The sequence below is a fragment of the Mesorhizobium sp. M1A.F.Ca.IN.020.03.2.1 genome (genome assembly GCF_004023205.1).
In the GTDB taxonomy this organism is placed as follows: Bacteria; Pseudomonadota; Alphaproteobacteria; order Rhizobiales; family Rhizobiaceae; genus Mesorhizobium.
Genome location: NZ_RZSV01000003.1, coordinates 34,621 through 54,557, shown reverse-complemented (window position 1 = coordinate 54,557; position 19,937 = coordinate 34,621). Strand labels below are relative to the sequence as shown.

The 19,937-nt window shown below is 57.4% G+C and carries 19 protein-coding genes; 4 read left to right on the top strand and 15 right to left on the bottom strand.

All coding sequences use genetic code 11. From position 1 onward, the window contains the following. Positions 1-199: 199 nt before the first annotated feature. From EOA79_RS01245 to EOA79_RS01235, 3 genes are all read right to left on the bottom strand, one after another. Positions 200-1,090, bottom strand: a complete 891-nt coding sequence (locus EOA79_RS01245) for a hypothetical protein (protein WP_024505382.1) — start codon at positions 1,088-1,090, stop codon at positions 200-202. Positions 1,091-1,207: 117 nt separating this feature from the next. Then, positions 1,208-1,450 (bottom strand): nodulation protein NopA, encoded by a 243-nt coding sequence (locus EOA79_RS33380; RefSeq protein ID WP_224570034.1) that lies wholly within the window; start codon positions 1,448-1,450, stop codon positions 1,208-1,210. 71 nt (positions 1,451-1,521) lie between these two features. Beyond that, positions 1,522-1,851 (bottom strand): hypothetical protein, encoded by a 330-nt coding sequence (locus tag EOA79_RS01235; protein WP_081714433.1) that lies wholly within the window; start codon positions 1,849-1,851, stop codon positions 1,522-1,524. A gap of 1,348 nt (positions 1,852-3,199) precedes the next feature. Here EOA79_RS01235 and EOA79_RS01230 point away from each other — a divergent pair. Then, on the top strand, positions 3,200-5,314 hold the full coding sequence (locus tag EOA79_RS01230; protein WP_245456831.1) for a hypothetical protein: 2,115 nt from the start codon (positions 3,200-3,202) through the stop codon (positions 5,312-5,314). A 525-nt stretch (positions 5,315-5,839) separates the two neighbouring features. Here EOA79_RS01230 and EOA79_RS01225 read toward each other — a convergent pair. The 12 genes from EOA79_RS01225 to EOA79_RS01170 all read right to left on the bottom strand — a co-directional run bounded on the left by EOA79_RS01225 (position 5,840) and on the right by EOA79_RS01170 (position 15,390). Next, on the bottom strand, positions 5,840-6,643 hold the full coding sequence (locus EOA79_RS01225; RefSeq protein ID WP_024505378.1) for a hypothetical protein: 804 nt from the start codon (positions 6,641-6,643) through the stop codon (positions 5,840-5,842). 355 nt (positions 6,644-6,998) lie between these two features. Then, positions 6,999-8,036 carry an EscU/YscU/HrcU family type III secretion system export apparatus switch protein gene (locus EOA79_RS01220; protein ID WP_024505377.1) on the bottom strand — a complete coding sequence of 346 codons (1,038 nt, stop codon included), beginning with the start codon at positions 8,034-8,036 and terminating at the stop codon, positions 6,999-7,001. Beyond that, on the bottom strand, positions 8,033-8,851 hold the full coding sequence (gene sctT / locus EOA79_RS01215; protein WP_063169270.1) for a type III secretion system export apparatus subunit SctT: 819 nt from the start codon (positions 8,849-8,851) through the stop codon (positions 8,033-8,035). Before sctT ends, EOA79_RS01220 begins: the two co-directional genes overlap by 4 nt. An 8-nt stretch (positions 8,852-8,859) precedes the next feature. Next, the gene (locus EOA79_RS01210; RefSeq protein ID WP_024505375.1) at positions 8,860-9,135 is read right to left on the bottom strand and encodes an EscS/YscS/HrcS family type III secretion system export apparatus protein; all 276 of its coding nucleotides are present in this window, start codon (positions 9,133-9,135) and stop codon (positions 8,860-8,862) included. A 2-nt stretch (positions 9,136-9,137) separates the two neighbouring features. After that, complete coding sequence (gene sctR / locus EOA79_RS01205) at positions 9,138-9,803, bottom strand: type III secretion system export apparatus subunit SctR (protein ID WP_029354851.1); 666 nt, start codon at positions 9,801-9,803, stop codon at positions 9,138-9,140. After that, complete coding sequence (gene sctQ / locus EOA79_RS01200; RefSeq protein ID WP_095769044.1) at positions 9,796-10,824, bottom strand: type III secretion system cytoplasmic ring protein SctQ; 1,029 nt, start codon at positions 10,822-10,824, stop codon at positions 9,796-9,798. The genes sctR and sctQ overlap by 8 nt, the downstream gene beginning before the upstream one ends. 89 nt (positions 10,825-10,913) lie before the next feature. Further along, positions 10,914-11,426 carry a hypothetical protein gene (locus EOA79_RS01195; RefSeq protein ID WP_063169269.1) on the bottom strand — a complete coding sequence of 171 codons (513 nt, stop codon included), beginning with the start codon at positions 11,424-11,426 and terminating at the stop codon, positions 10,914-10,916. Beyond that, a complete protein-coding gene (gene sctN, locus EOA79_RS01190; protein ID WP_063169268.1) occupies positions 11,402-12,760 on the bottom strand; it encodes a type III secretion system ATPase SctN in 1,359 nt (452 codons plus the stop codon). The genes EOA79_RS01195 and sctN overlap by 25 nt, the downstream gene beginning before the upstream one ends. Further along, entirely contained in the window at positions 12,757-13,380 is a 624-nt protein-coding gene (gene sctL, locus EOA79_RS01185) for a type III secretion system stator protein SctL (protein ID WP_024505371.1), read from the bottom strand. Before sctL ends, sctN begins: the two co-directional genes overlap by 4 nt. Then, positions 13,377-14,015, bottom strand: coding sequence for a nodulation protein NolU (locus EOA79_RS01180; RefSeq protein ID WP_306462320.1), 639 nt, complete (start codon positions 14,013-14,015; stop codon positions 13,377-13,379). Before EOA79_RS01180 ends, sctL begins: the two co-directional genes overlap by 4 nt. Then, positions 14,008-14,844: a type III secretion inner membrane ring lipoprotein SctJ gene (gene sctJ, locus EOA79_RS01175; protein WP_272483026.1), complete on the bottom strand. Its 837-nt coding sequence runs from the start codon at positions 14,842-14,844 to the stop codon at positions 14,008-14,010. Before sctJ ends, EOA79_RS01180 begins: the two co-directional genes overlap by 8 nt. Before the next feature lie 36 nt (positions 14,845-14,880). Further along, positions 14,881-15,390 (bottom strand): nodulation protein NolB, encoded by a 510-nt coding sequence (locus EOA79_RS01170; protein WP_024505368.1) that lies wholly within the window; start codon positions 15,388-15,390, stop codon positions 14,881-14,883. 187 nt (positions 15,391-15,577) lie between these two features. Between EOA79_RS01170 and EOA79_RS01165 the strand changes: the two genes are divergently transcribed. The 3 genes from EOA79_RS01165 to EOA79_RS01155 all read left to right on the top strand — a co-directional run bounded on the left by EOA79_RS01165 (position 15,578) and on the right by EOA79_RS01155 (position 19,913). Next, positions 15,578-16,276, top strand: coding sequence for a secretin N-terminal domain-containing protein (locus tag EOA79_RS01165; protein ID WP_024505367.1), 699 nt, complete (start codon positions 15,578-15,580; stop codon positions 16,274-16,276). A 301-nt stretch (positions 16,277-16,577) separates the two neighbouring features. Further along, positions 16,578-18,512 carry an HrpF/NolX family T3SS translocon protein gene (locus EOA79_RS01160; protein ID WP_024505366.1) on the top strand — a complete coding sequence of 645 codons (1,935 nt, stop codon included), beginning with the start codon at positions 16,578-16,580 and terminating at the stop codon, positions 18,510-18,512. Positions 18,513-19,568: 1,056 nt separating this feature from the next. Further along, positions 19,569-19,913: a helix-turn-helix domain-containing protein gene (locus EOA79_RS01155; RefSeq protein ID WP_082826567.1), complete on the top strand. Its 345-nt coding sequence runs from the start codon at positions 19,569-19,571 to the stop codon at positions 19,911-19,913. Positions 19,914-19,937: the final 24 nt, after the last annotated feature.

Here is a 19,937-nt window from a genome sequence, read left to right as displayed (position 1 = left end):
TGCTGTTACGCCATGAAACGTGGCTTTCGAACTCCGAAGGCGCCTCAGCCTTGGCCAGCGCGTGACCCTGCATGAGAGCCACAAGCAGGCGCGAAATGGCTGGGCAGCAAATGTTTCCAACGCAGCCAGCTTGTCAGCACCGAGCGCGACAGGATGTTTGGCTGGCCATAGAGTGCTGCTTGATGGGGCCTGCGAGCTTTCAATATTGGAGAGCAGCAATGCGGCCATTCCTGCTCAGCAGCACACGGCTGTCCTCAATACGTTCGACCACCCATCCATCAGCCAAAATGGCGCCGACAAAATACTTCTCGCTGTCGATGACAATATATGGTTGGACCCCATGCCACACAGCTTCGACCGCGATTGCGGATGGCGCCTTCTCCTCTTTGATGAGCACTCCGTTCACCAGTGTTAGAGTACCCTTGGTGCGACGATCGAACGATTGCTGAAGCTTCTGCCAACTGATGACCGATTCAGACGTGACGGTGCCTTCGGCGGTCACAACACCCTTTGCCGACCCAATCTTGACGTCGAGAAGACCCGCTCGATCGACTTCCTCCTGCAGCTCTTGGGCCGCTGCCTCCGTAAGTTCATTGTCAGCGCGGTGACTGATCGTTCTGGACGCGACTTCAGCCCGAAGTGAATTGGGGCTCGATCCACTTGCATTGCCAAGATAGGAGATCGTGCCTGAAAGCGCGCCGATCCCGAGTGAGCTGATTATGACCATGGCGAGCACACCGATCGGTAGGCGCGGTATGCCGGTCGAACCAGGCGGCTCTGCATCCTGCACGGACAAAGCAATGGACATCTCGCCTACGAGCAGGACGACAGGAAGGGGCACAACAACGGACTGGCCTGCGGCGATATTCCGGTTGCCCTCGATACTGAGTCCGGGTGCAAGCGCCTCCAGTTCGATCGACTTGCCAAGAAGAGTTACACGAAGGTGATGCGGTGCCAGTCCCTGCTCGACAAAGACCAAATCGGCATCGAAGCCGCTGCCGATTAAACACTTTTGAAGATCCGTCTTGCCGGTCAGACCGCAATAGTGCCCCGAACGCACTTCGAAACGGAGGGAAACGGCGTCATCCACAGAGCATCTCTCAAACAGGATAGAAGCCGCATGGCAATTGCCATGCGGCTCATTTCGGGACTACGTCGCGTCAATAAGGAGACGCGCTAGGGGGCAGTCTAAAACCCGCTTCCGACATTACGAAACGCGTTCGTCGGCGGCCTTCTTGATGGTCTGGAGATTGGTCGTTAGAGTGCGCAACTGGACACTCCTTTTCGTCGCCTCCAAGCTAACATTGGTTAGTTCCTGCACTTGCGCCTGAAAAGCAGTAGCATCAGCTCCGCTTGTATTGCCGGGAGTGCCACTGTTAGTTTTATCGGTATTGCCGGCGCTACTGGTATTGGTATTGCCTGATTTTTTATTATTATCAACTGCAGCCATGATCATTCCTTTTTCTGTTGGAGTTGTGCCGTCAATAACGGCCTGTATGACCTCACGCCGGATTTCCCGCGTCAGGCATCTTCTGTGTCATCCAAAGCTTCATCGGCCTCAGCCATCGCATCGTTCGCGAATTGGAACGCGAACGATCGCAGGATACTTTGGAAGGCTTCACTTTGTGCTGCAGACTGTGAGTTGTCTTGAAGTTGATCATTTGAAACGGTCCGGTTATCCGCCCGATCGTTCCCGCCAGCTGCCTTGCCATCATTCCCACCAGCTGGCTTGCCATCATTGCCATCAGCCGGCTTGCCATCACCAGAATGCTCGGATTTCGAATCCCCATGGCCCTTTCGGATCAAGGAAGTCCCGAGGTTGCCAACTCCACTCCCAATTGCTGCTATCATCAGGTACTCCGGCATTTGCCATTGGCGGCGACGTGTTAAAGGTTAGCCTCGATCAAGCTAAGGGCGGGAGCTTTCGAGAACCTGACGGCTTTTGACAAAAACCGGCCAGCGCAAAAACGTATGCTCTGCAGGATGTTGCTCTCGCATCGAACAGTCGACCACGATCTCGGCTGTTCGGCCAATCCCGCCGTCCACGCATGCCGCGACCGAATGGCAGCCGCAGCAGCTCGTTTGCATCCTCGATGCTGTGGTGTCGAACAGGAGACACGGTCCACGTGCTGCATGACCGCAATGACCGTATTCTTGCTGGCTCCACGGGCGCACGCAACGAGCAGGAACTCGGTCTTTGCATCACCATTCTCTCGCCTGCACATCACGGCCCGGCGCGGTGAGCTCATTGGCTTCGAGAAGGTCGGCGACCGTACGAACATGGGATGGTCTGCCGGCTTTGGGAGGCCGGTGCGGATCCTCTTCTCACCATATCGAAAGCTTGAAGCGGTCGGATTTTCTTGCCCTGTTCGTGAGAACTCCCATCGTCAGCTAATCGTCAGCCAAGCGGTCTATCTAGGCCGGCCGTGCCTGACCTTCGGATCCAAAGGTCCCGTCTCGACACTTTTTGTAACTATAGATCGAAATGGTCCGCGTGATACGCAACGCACACGCTTCTCTGAAGCAAATGTGTGACTTTGTCGGTGGCGAACGAGAGGAGTGACGCATCAATAAAATCGTCAGGCACGTGTCTAGGAAGGGGAGCTAGCCGAGTTGGTCTGATTTCATTCGCTGTTCCTGGAAATCGGCGGACTGAAGCGCTGATAATCTCAGGACATCGATGGCAACGTTGCGAAAGTCCTGTGAGCTCGGGCCAATCTTGGCCTGCTACTGAGAAGCACTTTGGCGGGAACATTACGCCGTCGCGGGTCTGGCTGACCGTGACGTTAACCGAAAGATGCCGCTGGTCTCGTCAGCCGCCAGCACAATAGCAGCACATTCTCGCCTACTACGGAGACGCAATATGAAGGGCATTGGCCGACCACGGAAATCGCAGGCTGAAACTGGAGCCAGCCGCGCGGGGCGGGCGAGCAGTTCCCTTTCGCAATCAAGTCTTGCTGCGGGAGAAGGTGGACAGTCATTCGATTCCGTTGTGGAGCAGATGCGCTCTGGGGACGCCGATAGGAGGCCCTCCTCCCTTCCAGTTGCGCGCGGTCCAGGCGATGCCCGCGAAAGTCTGCCAGGCGCCTCGATTGGCGAAGATCAAATCCTGAACACACCGCCACGTGGAGCCGCTGCGCCACCACGCGGAACCGTAGCGCCACGTGGCGCAGCCGCAAGGCGGCGCGGTTCTCCCTCCATGTCTGAGGGCGAAGCCATGGCGCCGGTCGGTAGCCAACTATCAACCGCGCAGGTGGAAGGCACCAGCTCATCGTCAAATGAAGATATCAGTCCGACACAGCTCAGAATGAACAGTCTTGTTCAACAACTGACTGATTGCGAGGCTGCGGCCAGGAAAACCGACGTCCCCGAGGAGGCGGTGGAGCTGATCAGTGGGGTCGTCGATGCAGCCTCAGCAATTCTGGAGTACCGCGCTAGCCTGCCTGCGGCTGAGGCGCAGACAATTATGCCAGACGACAAGGTGCGTAGATGTTGCCAGATCGTGTGCGACGCCGCGAATGAAGTAGACAAACTTGGCCTGTCGACGATCACGAAATTGGACAAAAAGACCAAGAAAGCGGCAGGTATGGTCGATAAACTCTACTCCTACTCCCAGGCGGACCGGCAGGAGCTGTTGATTTTAAATGTGGAGAACCACCATACGGCGGCAATTAAGTGGTGGGAAAAAAAGGCATGGCGCTCCGAACGGCAGCGATCCGCCTGCGCTGCCACCGCTAGCCTATCCAGTGGAACGCCCGTGATGCGGGAAGCCGAGCGGTGCGCACTGCGGCTGCGTGCCGGCTCGGTACTGAGTGTCAGGATCTGGCTGGTCCGTGAGCGGATCGGTCTTGCGCGGGCCAAGATTGAACTGCGGGCGAGCAGGTTCGAGCCAGATTTGAAGGAACTCCTCGTCGGTCGAAATGGAGTGGTGCAGCTGATGGCAAGCGCCGCTCAAGAAGCTCTTCGCGCCCTCTCTTTGGCGAAGGGCATAATGGATGATGGCAAAACACTCAACGCTCATGATTGCGCGGTTGTAGAAAAAATCATGGAGCGGCTTTCGGATTTTGGATTGGCGTTGCACGAGGTGCATACCAAGCTAAGCCATACCTACCCAGATGCCGGCCTCCCATTGAAACTGTTCGAACGGATCGTGGACGATGCATGGATCACTGCGCACGATGCCATGCACTTGTTGAACCTGCAGTCTCCGCCGTCAGCCATCATGGCGCCACAGGCCCAGGCGGGCGCTGCGATGCCGGCCAGGGCAGGCGCTGCGATACCGGCTGACACTGCTGGTACGGCTGCAGTGTCAGAAGGCACTACAGCGCGAAGGAAAGGGAAGTCAAAGCATAAGTCGGCAGCTCGCGCCGGGACTTCTGCCGCCGGGCAGCCATCAACACCAGTCGCTGCGAACGCCGGCACAGTGCCAGCAGCCAAGGTTCTCGCGCGCTCGGATCAAGTTGCGAGTACACAGGTGAGAGCGCAAGAGGTGGCTGCGAGTTCGTCGGGGGCAGGCTCGACAATCGGGGGCGCCGCGTTGTCAATGGAGGTATTGACGGAGCGGCTCAAACGATTGGACGAACTTTTGCAGTTCGATCTGGCCGGTCAGCAAAGCGTCGTCTCCCAAGTGCGCCAGATGAAGCCTGAGGAGGCCGGTAAGGTCGTGGACGATGTGGCCCAGTACCTGCGAGCCCAGGCCATTGAGATGCAAACCTGTCTCGCCGGGTTGCAGGGGCGTAATGTACGCCTGCTACTCACCTCCACCCAGCTACCCAAAGTGCACGAACGCACAGACCAGCTCAAAGGGTTGCTGAACATGGTGCTGGGACAGGCCAACGCATTGAATGAAGGAAAAGCCGGCATTACGACTGATTGCATGAAGACCTACGCATTTCCGGCGCAAAAATACCTGGAACATTTGTGCAATGCCGACGAATTGATGCCGCCGGAGGCACCGGTCGCGCTGCGTGGCGAGCCAGGAAAGCTGTTTGAGATGAAGCTGCAGCCCAAGATGCTGGTCAATGGTGCGATGCCGAGCCCGATGTGGGTGCACATCCACACGAGTCGCCCCGTCATGGCCAGAAACTTGGAAGGGCTGGCTGATTCCGAATTCACCGCTTGCCACGTTAAATCCAACGAACAGCGCGGCTACAATCGAGAGCGAGAGGAAGCCGATGCTAGGTCCGGTCGCGAGAAGGTCATAATTCATCGCGGCAAACTCACCCCCGCTTTCTGTAAGTCCTTGTTGACCTCAGGGCTTGGCCGCCAACCACGCCATTCGCGTGCCGAGCTCCCGTCGGCGCAGGCTGCATGACAGGGCACTCAGAATGCGGCCGGCCACGCTGTGAGTCAGCGAGCATTTCTCCTGGCCAAACCGCGAATGCCGCTGCGCGAGTTGCGGTCCGGCGATTGGAGTCGATCGGCTACCGTCAGGGCCGATTTGCGATGTCGCGTTACCGGCTGTTGACGTGGCGGCGTATCTTGCCTCCCATCCAACTTATCGCCGAGATCGCGCCGCCAAGATCGAGGCGGAAGGTCTTCCTGCGAGCGCGGAGCAGGCATAGCCGATCCGATCGGGATCGGCGCATCGCAACGACCCAACGGTGTGGTGGAGAAAATTGGATTCGGGAGAGCTCGGTTCCAAGAGGCGGAGTTCCGGCCCGAATACAATCCGCTCGCAAGCACCCACGATGCGCATCCGCAGTTTATTGTCTGGGAGATGGGCTGGATTGCTCGGCGGCGCTGGCGCTAAGGCGGGGCTGTCGCCGGACAATTAGCATTCACTGCCAACAGCCTTGCAACCGTCACCAGTTGCAAGGCTCGGCGGCGGGTCGACAAATCACATGAAATCGTCGTCGGACCCGCTATCGCTGCTGTCGCTATCCTCGGTTTTGTGGAGATAGAGTGGAGGTTTGCCTGCACGCTGCCACTCACCGGCACTGTTCTTCGTCCATTTGTCGGGATGCTGCGTAGGGTCAAGCACCAGGTCGCCATGATCCACTTCAACAAACCCCATCGTCTGCGCGCGCGCTTGTGCTTCCGGATTAGCCGCACGCCAATTCAGCAACGGTCGGTCGCCGTCTATCCGAAGTTGATGCTCCAGCAGAATATCGCCCGCATTTTCGACGAGCGGATGGGCGACTTGAAGATCCACTATGGAAGTGACCTCAGTTCGACCAGGAAATTGTTCCCGCCAACTTTCCGATTCGAACTCGTTCATGCTGAATCCGCCTTCCATTCTCAGCAGTCCGGCACTCCGGTCTCCCAATTGGTAACTGAAATATCGCGCGTGCTCCGTATCTCGACGGATGCCATATTGCTGAGCAACGTCCGCGGTGCGCCTGGCTCGTGACGATACGAACTCCGAATACTCTTGAGGATTGTCGGCGATGTGCGTGATTTCATCACCATGAAATTGCCTCACCTGTCTCCTGAAGGAAGTCCTGTTGATCTCCACCACAGGAGGTCGGGAATTGAGGGAGTATGCTTGGGGAGCCGCCGATGATGAGGCGCCGCTACCTTCCGATCCGGATAAGTGCATTCGGGCAAATGTGTCCGCGAACCCTTCGCTTCCTGCATCCGATTGCTCGCCGGCATTATGCGCGCGGTAACTATCGGATGAGCCACCAATTCGACCATACATGACGATTCGTACTCCTATGTTTCGCAACCGAGCTCAAGTTAGCACGGCTGTTCAACATAGGGCGCTTAGTTGACGACTAGCTGACGAGGGCATTCCAACGGCTGCACCAATCAAATCCGCACTGCCGGCCTCAAAACCTCGGACTGCGCCACGCACCGGCCAGCAGAGGCTGCAAGGTCATGCCCGGAGGACTTGCCGTAGTTGCTGGGTGGCAGATCCGAGGGGAGTGATTGCCCCAGGCCCGCGGTTGCGCGGTTGGCCTGACAGAGACACTGGGGCACGGATGGCCAGCCGACATTTGCCACTAGCATGGAGCCAGGTCAGTTTTGAACTGGGCAGTCGTGGACTTCCATGACTAGGCCAAGCCTGCGGCAAAGAATGCTTTCGCGACAGGCTGGAAATATTGCATAGGAACCGCGTGGCCGAGTTTTGTAGTGCCTATCAGCTGACGCGCTAAGACATGGTCATGGACGATCGTCAGGCGTAGTGCCCGCGCCTCGCTCAACACATGTGAAACGCGCTCACCTTCGGCACGGCAAACTAAGAACGGCACCCCGGTTTCACCGCGAACGTAACGCAGACCGATCAGGACCGCCCTTCCTGTTAAGACCAGCGTGGCGCGATGCACGCCAAGCGCAGGCTCGTCGGCCGCCTCCTCGCGGATGCGACGCTGTTCACCTTTCAACTCTGGCGCTCCTTGCTGATCCTTCGACTCGCGCGTCACTTCGGTATTGGTCATGCGCATTTCGCGCAGATACAACGCGCGCTGGAGCAGAAGATCGATCAGTCCGCCGACCAGCAGTGCGCCGGCGCCAATTCCCATCAGCAATTTTGTCTCCATAAAGATGAGGCCAACACAGCCCATGCCGCAGATCGGCAGAGGGACCATTGTCTTCCACATCCCGAGAAGGACAATGGAAAAGGTTGCGCTGAGAACCAATACCTTGAACATGGTCTTGCAGACTTCGACCATGGAACGAGCAGACCCCAAGCGCTTCAGCCCTTCAAAGGGGTCAATTTTCTTAAAGCTGAGCTTCATCGGCTCCAGAGAGAAGACAAATCCACCATTGGCTAGCAGGCTGGCCAAAATCACCGCGGCGACAAGGGTTCCAAGCAGCGGGCCAACAGCCGCGACTGTGAGTTGGACGAGCACAACCAATGCCTGCGGCACCGCGGTATCGAAAGGTAGGCTCTGCAACTTGGTGGCTAATAGGAGCGCTTCCCGGCATTTGTCCTCGATCACGCTGCCTCTTAGCCAAAGGTAGCCGAGCCCAGCGCAAGTCCCGACCGCGCGGACGAAATCGGAGCTACGTGGCAGCTGTCCTTTTTTGCGCGCTTCACTTAACTTCTTCGGGCTGGCGGCGTGTGTCTTCTCTTCACTTGTGTCGCTCATGGCAGCAATTTGTCGAACCACTCCAGCACGCCGTTGGCACGTGTGACCTCCAGTTTCATGCTCTCCACCAGATAGGCAGCGTAGGTGACCATGAGAACTGGAAAGACAATGTTCTTGATTGCCGGAGACAGTTGGCTCGCCTTAAATTGCGGGGCAAAGCGACGCAGCAGCATCATCGATATATCAATCAGTATCAGGAAGAACACGACAGGCCCCGAAACCAATAATGCCGTGCGCATTATGCTGTCGAGAAGCCCCAACAACTCCATTGCTCCTGGCCCGCTCAGTGTCGGGTGAAACTGATACACCGGCCAGATCAAGTAGCTGCGGTACAGGACACTGATCAAAGTTTCCAGGCCTCCTGATCCGACGAATATGGCAATCGCAGTGATCCCCAGAAAAACGCCCATCGCGGAAGCCTGACTGTTCGTCGCGGGATCGGCCGAAGCGGTCGGGCTGCTGATGCCGCGTTGGTTGTCGATAAGCTCCCCGGCAGCCTGAAGGCCCCAAAGCGGAATGCCAAGAAAAGTGCCAAGGAGTACACCGACAAAAACTTCCTTGAATCCGAGCAGGGTTAGCTGGATCAGGCGCGTATCAGGATCCAGCGCCGGCAATCCGCCGCTGACGTGTGCCAGGCATGGTAGTGCGAAGCCAACAGCCAAACAGCCCCGGATCAGCCCACTGATCTGCGAGCGTGTGAATACGGGAAAGATCAGCATGATGCCCATCGCGCGGGCTGCCCCAAGACCTGCCGCAACGACGAGTTCGAAAGCCGTCTGGATCAGAATTTGAATATCGGCCGATGGCGCGTCCATGGGGCGGACTAGTAGCTAAGTGTCATTGCGGGAAACTCGGTGAAGATCTGATCGGCTAGCTCTATGAGCGGGGCGCTTAGCACAGGAGCAAACAGCCCAATCACCGCGACAACGACCAGAAGCTTCACGGTGAGCGGCAAGCTTTCATCCTGGATCTGCGTCGCCGCCTGGAGGATGCCGATGACGAGGCCGACAACCACTGATGCAATGAGCGGCGGTAGAATCCAGATCATGAAAACCACCAGTGATTGGCTCATAAGAGTAATGATGCTGGATTCAGTGATGATCAGCCTCCCGGTAACGTATAACTCAGCACAAGCCCATGCATCAATTTTGACCAACCATCAATGGCAACAAACAAGAAGATCTTGAACGGGACAGATATAACAGTTGGTGAGACCATCGACATACCCATTGCCATCAAGATAGTTGTCACTATCAGATCTATAACAATAAAAGGCAGATAAAGTAGAAATCCTATCTCAAATCCGCGCTTCAATTCTGATAGCAAGAAAGATGGTACAAGTATTGCAAAGTCATCAGGCGTGGCTGCAGCGTGCATTTCCTCTGGCCAGACCTTTTCTGTCGAAGATAGGAAAAATCGCCGCTGCTCTTCATTTGTGAATTTCTTGAGATGCTCGCGCAAGGGCTCACTTCCGGCTTTAGCGGCGCTTACCCAGTCGTCGAATGTCTGATAGTGGAGCTTGGGATCCGACATGCGGTCATAGGTCTGCTCAGCAACGGGCGCACTAACGAACATAGTGAGGATCATCGCCGCGGCGTACAGCACCACATTGGGTGGTATGGTCTGGGTCCCGAGCGCATTGCGGACGAGGAAAAGAACAATTGATACCTTTACAAAGGCCGTTGTCGTGGCAACTGCTAAAACCAGCAGACCGAGTCCGGCGGTAACCGCAAGAAGCGCCAGGATTGTCGGCTGAGCTTCACTCATTGCATGCAAACCCGCCACGGAGCCTGATGCCCAGCTCTTCTCCGATGCGGACAATGTCGCCACGCCCGATACGCTGACCATTGGCCACTATGTCGACCGGGCCGTCGATCGGCCATCCAAGTTCAAAAATATGCCCTTCGCCGGCACTTCTTAATTCCCCAAGAGAAATAGGCCAGCGGCCGCATTCAAAGACAAGCACGATCTCGACATCGTCGAGATCCTTAGTAAGCTCCAGTTGCGATCCGGGTTGTGTCATATGCGCACTCTCCAAAGGACACGGTCGCGGGCGGAAAGGCCCCCGCAAGATTAATTCATCGCCGTCAAGATCCGCCTCGGCGCACAACTGGCCGACAGCTAGGGTGATCTGGCCGCGGCCGAACGGCGCAATATCGGGCAACAATGCATCACCGACACATGCGCTTCGAAGAAGCGCCGCAGGAAGGCGAAGCGTGCCGACCTCTCCTGCAACAATGAGCGGGAGCTCTGGAGGCAGCCCGCCCAGCTGCCGCGGCAACTGGGCAAGCAGTTCGCCTAGCGCGCGAAACGCAGGCGGTACTAAGCCGTCAAGTGGCGTGAACAGGAATAGACGGCCCTTGCCCTTGACCGCGCCGAAAATGATGTCGAGTTCAAGATGAGGAGCCAGCATCGTGGCTTCGCATACCCGCACGAGTTGCACGTTCAGACGCGTCGTCTCCTCCAGTCGAGTGACAAGCGGCTCCAGAGCGAGTTCGAGAATTAGCGAAGCAGTTGGCTCGGAAGGGAAGGCCAAGCCGTTCTGCACTGTCGTGATGAACTCCTCTACGAGCGGGCGCGACAGTGACAAGATGACCGTTTCGGCTCCCACTCTCCAGACGCAGTCAAGCATCGGAATGGCAGCAGGTTCCTGCTGCCAGACAAGCCCTGCCGTTCGCACCGATAGCGGCACCTCGTTGATCCGGCTTTGAAACGGCGTGCGCGGCGCTGCTGTATCATTGAGCCACGAGACAACCGTGTGGGACAGTTTCAGAACTGGTTCGAACATGGCGGGTGTGACCGCAGCGCCTATCAAAGACTGCACGGTCGTGTCATTCGGACGACCTCTTGCGACCGTCGGATCCGGTTGCGCGGCATTTAGGCAAGCGACCCCCTCGCATATTTCAGCAGTATCTCATCGTCGGCCTCGATCTCGGCTGCGGCCTCCGAATGAGTCTCGACGGCGCGCCGCACGTCGTCCTCGATTTGTTGCCATTTGTCCCTTGCCGCCGAACATATGACCCATAGCTCCCTCGTCCTGGACGCCGCCATCTCAGCCTCCTCTTGAGCGATTTGGGTATCATCAAGCATCTGCCGTCTGGAATTGATCTCAGCGGCAAGTTGTTCAGTGTGAAGGCGGTGACGGTCGAGCGCTGCGCTAGACAAGTTGTCGAGTGACATCAGATGCTGATAGAGCGCTGCTTCTTTTCTTGAACAATGTTGCTGTATCATTGCAAGCTCCCTAGAGGCATTTTGTACGGCTGAGGCGGCCACATCGCGCTGGGCTTCCTTCTTGGACAGCTCGCCAAGGGCACGACGCTCTTGCATTTCCTTCAGAAGCCGTATACTCGAAGACTGAATCCAGTTTACGCGGTCAGACGCGACATCCATGCGACCGTCTCCTCGAAATCTGACGCGTCATCTTCGCTCTGGCGCAGAAACTCCCTCAGTTCGTCGATTGACGCGACAGCCCGGTCAGTCAGGGGATCTCCACCTGGCTTGTATTCGCCAACATTGATCAAGAACTCGGTCTCGGCATAGCGCGACAGGAGCTCGCGGAAAATGGATGCTGCCTTGCGATGTGTCCCCGAAACGACTGCATCCATGACGCGGCTGCGACTCTGCAGCACATCAATAGCGGGGAAATGCGATCGCGCCGCAATAGCGCGTGAGAGGATGACATGGCCATCGAGAATACCACGCGATTCCTCGGCGATTGGATCACCCGTGCCATCACCCTCTACAAGCACCGTATAGAAGGCCGTGATTGAGCCCCGCTCACCCATGCCGGCGCGCTCGAGCAGGCCTGGCAGCATGCCAAAAACGGAAGGAGGAAAGCCCCGTCGCGTCGGCGGCTCACCCGCAGCAAGGCCTATTTCGCGCATAGCGCGGCAGAAGCGCGTCAGCGAATCCAGCATGAGAGCAACGCGTAGGCCTTGATCGCGGAAATATTCCGCGAGCGCAGTCGCCATTGGAGCGCATTGCGCACGCTCTACCGCCGAGCGGTCGGATGTTTCAACCACGACGACCGTACGGAGAAGGCCCTCTTCACCAAGATTCCTTTCGATGAATTCACGAACTTCCCGTCCACGTTCGCCTATGAGCGCCACTATGACGACGTCAGCGGCGGCACCCTTTACGATCTGTGACAACAGCGTCGACTTGCCACCACCTGGCTCGCCATAAATCCCGATCCGCTGGCCCTCGCCGCACGTCAGCAGACCATCGAGGACACGGACCCCAAGCGGGAATGGCCGCTCAATCATGCGCCTCGTCATCGGATTGGGGGCTCTGCCATGCAGGGGCCGAGTTTCGACGGTCTTGATTTCGCCTTTGCCGTCCAATGGGCGGCAACGACTGTCGATCACGCGACCGAGCAAATCGCCGCCGACGGGCACCTCACGCATTCGGCCAGTGGCCACGACCTCTGCGCGGCTGGATAGGCCCACCAAGTCCCCGATCGGTGTCAGCAATACACCATCACCCGACAGGCCGATCACCTCGGCCTCGAGCGACAGCCCGGTTCGCGGGTCCTCTAGGAGGCAAAGTTCCCCAATACGAGTGTCTGGCAAGACGGCATGAACCAGTGTGCCGATAGCCCGCGTGATCCGACCGCGCACCGCACGCGTGTCAATTCGCTTGGCCGCAGCCCTCAAAGACGAGATTGCTGGAACGAGAGCTCGAGTGTGGGCGTCAGCGTTATGTTCTGGGACGGGCTTTCTCATAGCTCGCCTTTCTCACAGAGCGTCCCGAAACCAAGGCGCAGCGCGCGCATCTGGGCGTCAAGTCCAAGGTCAACATTGCCGTACTCGCTCCACAGCACGCAGCGTTGCGGCGACAATGTCGGGTCGGGCTCGATCCGCACCCTTGGTCGACCATCCTGGCCGTCGCATCGAGCAAACTCTCGTGCAAGCATGTCGACTTGCATGGGAGAAACATGAAGGCAAACGTCGGCGCCGCTGTATTGACACTCTATGGCGTGACGAACAGCCCTCACCAATAGCTCGCCCGGATCGAAAGCGCCGATAAGATCGCTCAATATTTCCATCACGAGCTGCGGCAATTCCTGCTCCAGAGCCGCCTTTCGTCGCGCGATTTCGGAGATTGTCTCCGCAATCAACCCTGCCATCTCCTCGGTGCCTGCATTCGAGCCCTCCATGTGGCCGCGCGCCCACGCCCGCTGGTAAACCGCGCGTGCCCAGTTTCGAACGCGCTGCCGATGCCGTTCTGCCGCGGCAAGGGCTTGCGCGGCGCTGTGCCAGGTTTCGAGCTCGCTCGCGGGTATCAGTGGTCCGACTGGACGCATCTGCGGCGCTATTGGCCCCTCGGAAAGTTCGACTGTCATTTCACCGGGGTCTCTGTCTCAAAATGAGCTACTACAAGTGAAAGCAATTGGCCGGCGGCGGTCCAATGCTCATGTGCTGGAGTCTCCGCGGCAGTCCCCTCGGGCAATCGAAGAAGCACGCGGTTACGCTCGGTCGCTGAACTGTCCTGGAGCCAAGCTCCAAGACATGCGTGTCCATCGTATTCGATTTGCTGAGCGAGTTTTTCTGGGTCCGAGATCAGTCTTTTGTCAACAGCATGCAGCAGGTGTCGGATTCCGAATGCGTGTGCATCCACGCCGATGCGTTTAACAAGGATGGCAAGCTCAGGCTGAGAGACAAACGCGACCAGCGAACGGGCATGCCAGATACTACCAGCAAGAAGGGTCGCTCGATATGGATCATGCCCGCGTAGAAGGTCCGGCCTGCAGCCGATGTGGTTCAGATCCACGTCATCGTTGCCCAGCAATTCTGCCAGCCTTGGATGCAGTCTGGAACACTTCTGCAACTTCACTAACGTTTCGGCCGATAACGCTGGATCAAGACGCGCCGCAAGACGGGTTGGATGGGCCGAAGCCGCAAGCTCGCTCGCGCCCGGAAAGTGCGGACCATCAGGTCGGGCGGTCTGTATAGGCATTGGCAATGAGATGTCACCCACGTCCAATTGCAGGCATTCTTTTGCGAATGGCCTCGACAGCAGAAGCATCCCGGCGCCCCTCGACCTTGGAAACGCCGGTTGATTGCTTGCGCCGACGCGTAACAACGCCGATCAAGAGATAACAGGCCACGGCGAATACGGCTGCGGCAAAACCTGTTACGGTCGCCAGAAGTGGCGCAGGAAGAGGTAGTGATGCTTGTGGCAAAACAGCAGTCGGATCGGGCCGTTGCTCGTGTGCGGAACGTTCTACCGGCACCAAAACCACTTCCACCTTATCGTAGGACAGGCCTTCGATGCTGTCGGCTACAAGCATCTTTATCTTTGGCAGCAGAGCCGCGACATTTGTTTTTGCGTCGTGCCTGATAAACACCGAGGCCGAGGATGGCGTGGCACCGGCTCGCACAAGGTCGTTATGCGGCAGCACGACGTGAACACGTACAGAAAAAACGCCATCGATATCGCTGATCGTCCGCGACAACTCTTCGCTCAGGGCATACACGTAACGGGCACGCTCTTCGGTCGGCGAGGCAATCAGGCCTGATCCTTGGAATATCTCACCGAGGTTCTTGAAGGATTGGCGCGGCAGCCCCTTGGCGTTCAGAAGGTTGATTGAGAAGGCGAGCAGCTTTTCGTCAACCTGGATCGTGCTGGTTCCATCCTTGGCGACCACCCGGATCGCGGCGACCCCGTTGTCTTCAAGAAGTGCGAGCATTTCATTTGCCTCACGCTCTTGCAATTGCGTGTAGAGGTCGGCTTTGCAAGCAGTGAGGGCGACGAGAACTGGCAGCATGACAAGTCTAACCGACCGCCACCCTGACAGGCCACGCATGATTTCGCCCTCGGCCAAGCCAATCATGCGCGCGGTTCAGCCTTCCTTCAAAAGTTTATTCACGGATGATGTGACGCCGCTGACGCCTTTGGAGATAAGCGCCACCTGGGTGACGCCGTTGTAAACATCCCGAAGACCAGCCATCATCGTTTCGAAGTCTTGCCCTTGTTGGGGAATGCCCGAGATTCCGGTTCCCGCCTCACCTGGAACGGGAAGCTTCTGCGCCGGTCCCGGTAGAGCGCCCTTCGAAAGGGCTATGTCATGGTCGAGCGCGGGGAAGGAAACAGTGTTGTGTGGATATAGGGAGGAAATCGTCTGCAACACGCGATCGCCCATGCCGCTCGTCGGCGCAGCCGCGCGCTGAACATCCATCGCCGCAGCAACTGGCGCCGCACTCGCTGGCCCCGCGGCGGCATCGTTTTTCAGCGAGTCGGCTGCATGCCCTAAGGCGCGCTCAAACTGGGCCTGCTCGACAATCGACGGTGATCCGACCCTGGGGAGGCCAGCCGTTAGAGTGGCAGAGATCGACGTGACAGGCATCATCATGTAAGGACTCGGTTGCTCTCTCTGACCGGGCGAGCCCCGCCCATTCATCACCCGGTGTCGGCGCAACACTCCTAGGGGGGCAAGCTGACAACAAGCTGACTAACGGCGGCGTCATTTCGACAATCTAAAATCTCTTCGGCAATTTAGTCACTTGTGATGATTTCAGCGTTTGGTTTATCAGTGCGACATGCCGAGAACGCTTATCCAACCCGTCACCCTGCATGTTTTGAGACTTCTTTGTGCCGGGTTTTTTCTGTCCACCGGGATTCACCCGGCGCATGCAGTCCCGCTGTCCCTTCCGGCGACACCCTATAGATACACGGTTCTGGATCAGGAGCTCGCTGCAGCGTTGCAGGAATTCGGCAACAACCTGAATATCAGGGTCAACATCAGTCCTGCGGTGAAGGGGCGAATTCGCGGACGTATGCCTGATTTGCCACCGCGCGCGTTCCTCGACCGCTTGACGAACCTTTACGGTCTACAATGGTACTATGACGGCCTTGTGCTCTATGTGTCTGCTGCACAAGAATCGCAAACTCGAATGCTTTTGATGACGTCGATTCGCTTCGATGCGTTCAAGGGGGCTCTCGACAAGCTTGATATCTCCGACGAGCGCTATGTGGTCAAACCCGTGCCAGGCAATGGCCTCGTCTTCGTTTCCGGTCCACCGCGCTTCGTCGCACTCGTGGAGCAGACCTTTAACGGCTTGGTGGCGCAGGCGCAGGCGCAGACTCACATAGCGGCAACGCCAAAGGAATCAGTGCTGATCTTGTTTCGCGGCTCCTCCACTACGGTCGTTCGCGACGGACGACCGGATGCTTCTTATTCTTCTGACATCCCACAACAGGATAGCGTTGGCGGGAAGCCTGAGCTGGGCAAGAAATGAACATTGAGGATTTCCCGCAGCTCTGAAGAACATGACTGCGGCTACCCCTTTGTGAACTCTTCGCAAACTCGTCAGTTTCTCGAAAGCTAATCCGCTCATGATGAGTCCCGGCAGCTCTCGCGGTGACTCCGGCCATTGTGTTGGACCGAACCTTGGAGCCGGCCCGGAACACAGCAATTGAAGGCAGGGCAGGCGCATTCGTGACCTGCCGACGCTTGGAATTGTCGAATTTTGTGAAACGCAAGGGATCTTCTGTCGGGGTCTCTTGTGGGGATTTCAACGTCACGTCTGAGGATGCATAATGTCGGCCAGTAATCTTTCAACTTTCTACCGCTCAAATTCGCTACAGTCCGCAAGGGGTTGGCCGGGCCTGAAAGTTTCCCATTTTGCGACCCAGCATCAGCAAAGTGCATCGTGCTTCGAAGCGATGCTGTCCACTTGTGTGCTGGCAGACAAGCCCGGCTCTTTCGCGCAAGGGGATCTGCCAGCGTCGAATCTTGATTCGACAATGGATAAATTGCGGCAGGACCCTTTGGGCCATCTGGCACCGGATGTCTTGACATTGAATGGCTTGGAGCAACACCCACTGGATCTGCTGCCGCCAAATATGAGGGCGGCTCTCAAGGAGGACCAATCGCAACGCTCCAAGGCGACTGAAGCCCAACATCTGCTCGGCGTCACTCCGAAGATCGAGCCGGCTCCCAGGCCGAGCCCCGGAATCACGTGGAACGGTGGGTCGCTGACCACGGCTGAGTTGCAGATTGTTGCGGTACTCAACCGTCACAAGGACCAATGCCCGCTTACTTGGAAGTCGTTGACCGACAAAGCCAATGATCCCTCTACGCCACCGGATCTGAAAGCGGCGATCCAGGGACTGCAGCAGGATTCGGGACTTTTTTATGCGATTGGCTCGCAGGGCGACGGCCGCTGTGGAGGCAAGATCAACGCCAAGGACTTGGCCGGATTTTCAAACCACCACCCACAAGTTGCTGCATTTCAGGAAGCCCAAGCGCGAAGCTACGAGCAGAACTACATACCATCCGACGGCAGCGGAGGTTTGCAGCCTTCGGTCATGACCTTGAGCGATGCCTTGCGGGAGTTTTACCGGTACTCCGAAAATCTGTCCAAGGACCTGAGTCTGGATGAGTTCAAGAAAATGGTCGGCGGCGAATCGAAAAACGGCAAATTTCCGCCCCAGGTCATTGCGGCGGCGCAATATTTCCTCGATCACCCCGATGCTTGGAACCAGTTGTGCGGTGGCTCGAAAGGGAAGATGCACAAAGAGGATTTCCTGCAAGTCGCCTCATCGTCGATGAGCCTCACGCAAACTGAGCTGAATACGGTCGAGATGATCAAGGACCATCAGGACACGTTCTTTGGAAGCGGTGTTCTGACTCGCGACAAACTGGCGAAAATGAAAGACGACAAGAGCCTTGATCCGAAAGTGCGGGAAGCAGCCTCTCAGCTCCTTTCAGATCCTCTTTTGTTTGGCCTCCTGAACAATTCGATCACGGGCTATAAGACCCATCATAAATTCTTCGACTTTGGCGGCGGGCATACGGTTGATTCCGGCAATATCAGCAAAAAAGACTTTGCCCATTTTTGCACAAACATGTCGTCTGCGAACCGCAACGTTCAGCAGCCAATCACCCACGGCGCCCAAACCGCAGAAGAGCAGAATGCCGTCGCGGACATGAAGATGGGCCTGATGGACCAGCCTGACATTAAGTCAGCCAAAAAGAACGGCGGGGCCGTCATGCACGTCGTCGACTCCGTGCTCAAAATCGAGACGAAAGTGCTCGACTTGGCGGCAACGGCGGTGGGACTGCTCAGCTTCATTCCGGGCCTCGGACAAGTAGCCGATCTTGCCTCGATGGTTCTCGAGGCTGAGTCGCAAGCAGCCAATCTCCTGCGTACGGCCATTAACGGAGGCGATATGAAGCGAGCGCTGGAGGAAGCTGGCCTCAATATGGCCGCGCAGGCGATCGGCCTTATCGCAGGCCCCGAGGTCAAGCTGGCCATTCGAAATGGGCTCGTAAAGCACCTGATGGAAGAGGCCTTGGCGGCAGGCATTGATCTTTCGGTCTCGACGGCGCAGGACTACGCAGAAGGCTATGTGAATAACCTCAAAGCGCGCCTTGCAGGCGGCCCTGAGCAAAGCCTAGGCCTTCCGAGCATGCCATCATTCCAGAGTGTGGCAAGCAATGTGCCCTTCGTCGGCATTGCCTTATCCTAGCCGTCGCCTTGCGCGGAAGCTTTGGCTCGCGCGCTGACATAAGGGTCATTGTGGCACAAGCAGGGGTTCATCCGCATCAACGCAAGCGGTGTTCCTGACGCCATCTGGATCGGACTGTGAGGGGGATGTCCGAAGTCTGTGAAGACTTCGGTATATGACGACTTCAGAGTTACGCTGAGCCCAGCCATCTCGAGCCGGTGCGCCGGGTCGAGGTTTTCACGGGCGCCGGCCGGTAGCGGGAATGGTCTCCGGAAGGCACGGCGCGGATGGTGGCGGAGCGGCGCAGCCGAAGGAACGGCTGTCGCGCGCCCAGGGCGGCCTCCCGAACAGCAGACGATGATCTCCTGCCTTGGGCCTATATCCTCGTGCCACGCTCAAGGCAGTCGGCTGAAAACAGCGCTGATTTAAAACAGCATTATCCTGCACTGCACCCTCGATCCTTGCGCTCACCGATCGCTCGTCGACACGCACGCGGTCAAGTCGTTATCGGCGCTATGCCGATGGGCTTCGAGAGCAAGGTGGACGCTGAGCGGTGCGTCAGCCTCAGGGCGCGGCTGGCCAGCTTTGGGTCTCACGCTCTATGACGGCAACACCCGGCTGATCCACTTGGCCTGTTCGCGGGCTCCCGGCAGCGGCGCGGAAGCCACGGTCCGCCTTCCTCGGCTTCAGGCCAAAGATACCGCAGCATGCTCCAGAGCTATGTCTGCCGCCTTCGCCCCATCGTCGCTGGTCATGTGGAAAGGACAAGCAGGCTACGCACCCTATAATCCCGTCGGGCAGGATTCGACAGTCGACGGCGAGACATTCGCCAAACCTCCCCCTTGATTCTCAGCAACGTTAAAAAAAATTCACATAATGTTCGTGAGTGTAGTCTCCTGTCAGGTGGTACATTAGCCCCAATATCTGGCGTCTTAGTCGTAGAAAGGACTGTGATCTATCTTCCATTAGCATCCATACCAGCGGATTTACAGCAAATGACGAGAGAGGTCTCATGCGGATTGATGGGGATAGAAGGGCTAGCGGCTTGCTGCATCCCGTCCGGGTTGATGCTAACCAATGTTGACACTGGTAAATCGCCTAAGGACGGCAGCGCATCTTGATCGCCTTCGAATCCTGGGCCTTTGCGCGCATGCGGATCTAACCGTCGGCGAGCTGGCCGATATTACCGGTCTGCCTCGCGAGCAGGTTCGACGCCACGTTCGGCGGCTGGTCAGAGCCAACTTTCTTTGCTGCAACGAACAACGTCCGCAGTCTTCGTACCATATGCAAGCAGGAGGCAAGGATGGCGAGCTGGCTCAATTGGTGGTCGATCTCCTGCCCCACGATGATGGCCATCATAAAAGAGACCTACAACGCCTGGAAGCAATACAAGACGCGCGGTTGAAGGGACCGCCTGCTTGATCGTGAAATAGATCAGTCCAAATG

What these genes read in the sequence shown, in the direction of transcription:
- sctJ (WP_272483026.1), bottom strand. Translation starts at nt 14,844, where the DNA reads ATGCGTGGCCTGTCAGGGTGGCGGTCGGTTAGACTTGTCATGCTGCCA.
- EOA79_RS01195 (WP_063169269.1), bottom strand. Translation starts at nt 11,426, where the DNA reads ATGGATGTCGCGTCTGACCGCGTAAACTGGATTCAGTCTTCGAGTATA.
- sctR (WP_029354851.1), bottom strand. Translation starts at nt 9,803, where the DNA reads ATGAGTGAAGCTCAGCCGACAATCCTGGCGCTTCTTGCGGTTACCGCC.
- EOA79_RS01220 (WP_024505377.1), bottom strand. Translation starts at nt 8,036, where the DNA reads ATGAGCGACACAAGTGAAGAGAAGACACACGCCGCCAGCCCGAAGAAG.
- EOA79_RS01170 (WP_024505368.1), bottom strand. Translation starts at nt 15,390, where the DNA reads ATGATGATGCCTGTCACGTCGATCTCTGCCACTCTAACGGCTGGCCTC.
- EOA79_RS33380 (WP_224570034.1), bottom strand. Translation starts at nt 1,450, where the DNA reads ATGGCTGCAGTTGATAATAATAAAAAATCAGGCAATACCAATACCAGT.
- sctT (WP_063169270.1), bottom strand. Translation starts at nt 8,851, where the DNA reads ATGGACGCGCCATCGGCCGATATTCAAATTCTGATCCAGACGGCTTTC.
- EOA79_RS01155 (WP_082826567.1), top strand. Translation starts at nt 19,569, where the DNA reads ATGTTGACACTGGTAAATCGCCTAAGGACGGCAGCGCATCTTGATCGC.
- EOA79_RS01230 (WP_245456831.1), top strand. Translation starts at nt 3,200, where the DNA reads ATGTCTGAGGGCGAAGCCATGGCGCCGGTCGGTAGCCAACTATCAACC.
- sctQ (WP_095769044.1), bottom strand. Translation starts at nt 10,824, where the DNA reads ATGTTCGAACCAGTTCTGAAACTGTCCCACACGGTTGTCTCGTGGCTC.
- sctN (WP_063169268.1), bottom strand. Translation starts at nt 12,760, where the DNA reads ATGAGAAAGCCCGTCCCAGAACATAACGCTGACGCCCACACTCGAGCT.
- EOA79_RS01235 (WP_081714433.1), bottom strand. Translation starts at nt 1,851, where the DNA reads ATGATAGCAGCAATTGGGAGTGGAGTTGGCAACCTCGGGACTTCCTTG.
- EOA79_RS01225 (WP_024505378.1), bottom strand. Translation starts at nt 6,643, where the DNA reads ATGTATGGTCGAATTGGTGGCTCATCCGATAGTTACCGCGCGCATAAT.
- EOA79_RS01165 (WP_024505367.1), top strand. Translation starts at nt 15,578, where the DNA reads ATGCCGAGAACGCTTATCCAACCCGTCACCCTGCATGTTTTGAGACTT.
- EOA79_RS01160 (WP_024505366.1), top strand. Translation starts at nt 16,578, where the DNA reads ATGTCGGCCAGTAATCTTTCAACTTTCTACCGCTCAAATTCGCTACAG.
- sctL (WP_024505371.1), bottom strand. Translation starts at nt 13,380, where the DNA reads ATGACAGTCGAACTTTCCGAGGGGCCAATAGCGCCGCAGATGCGTCCA.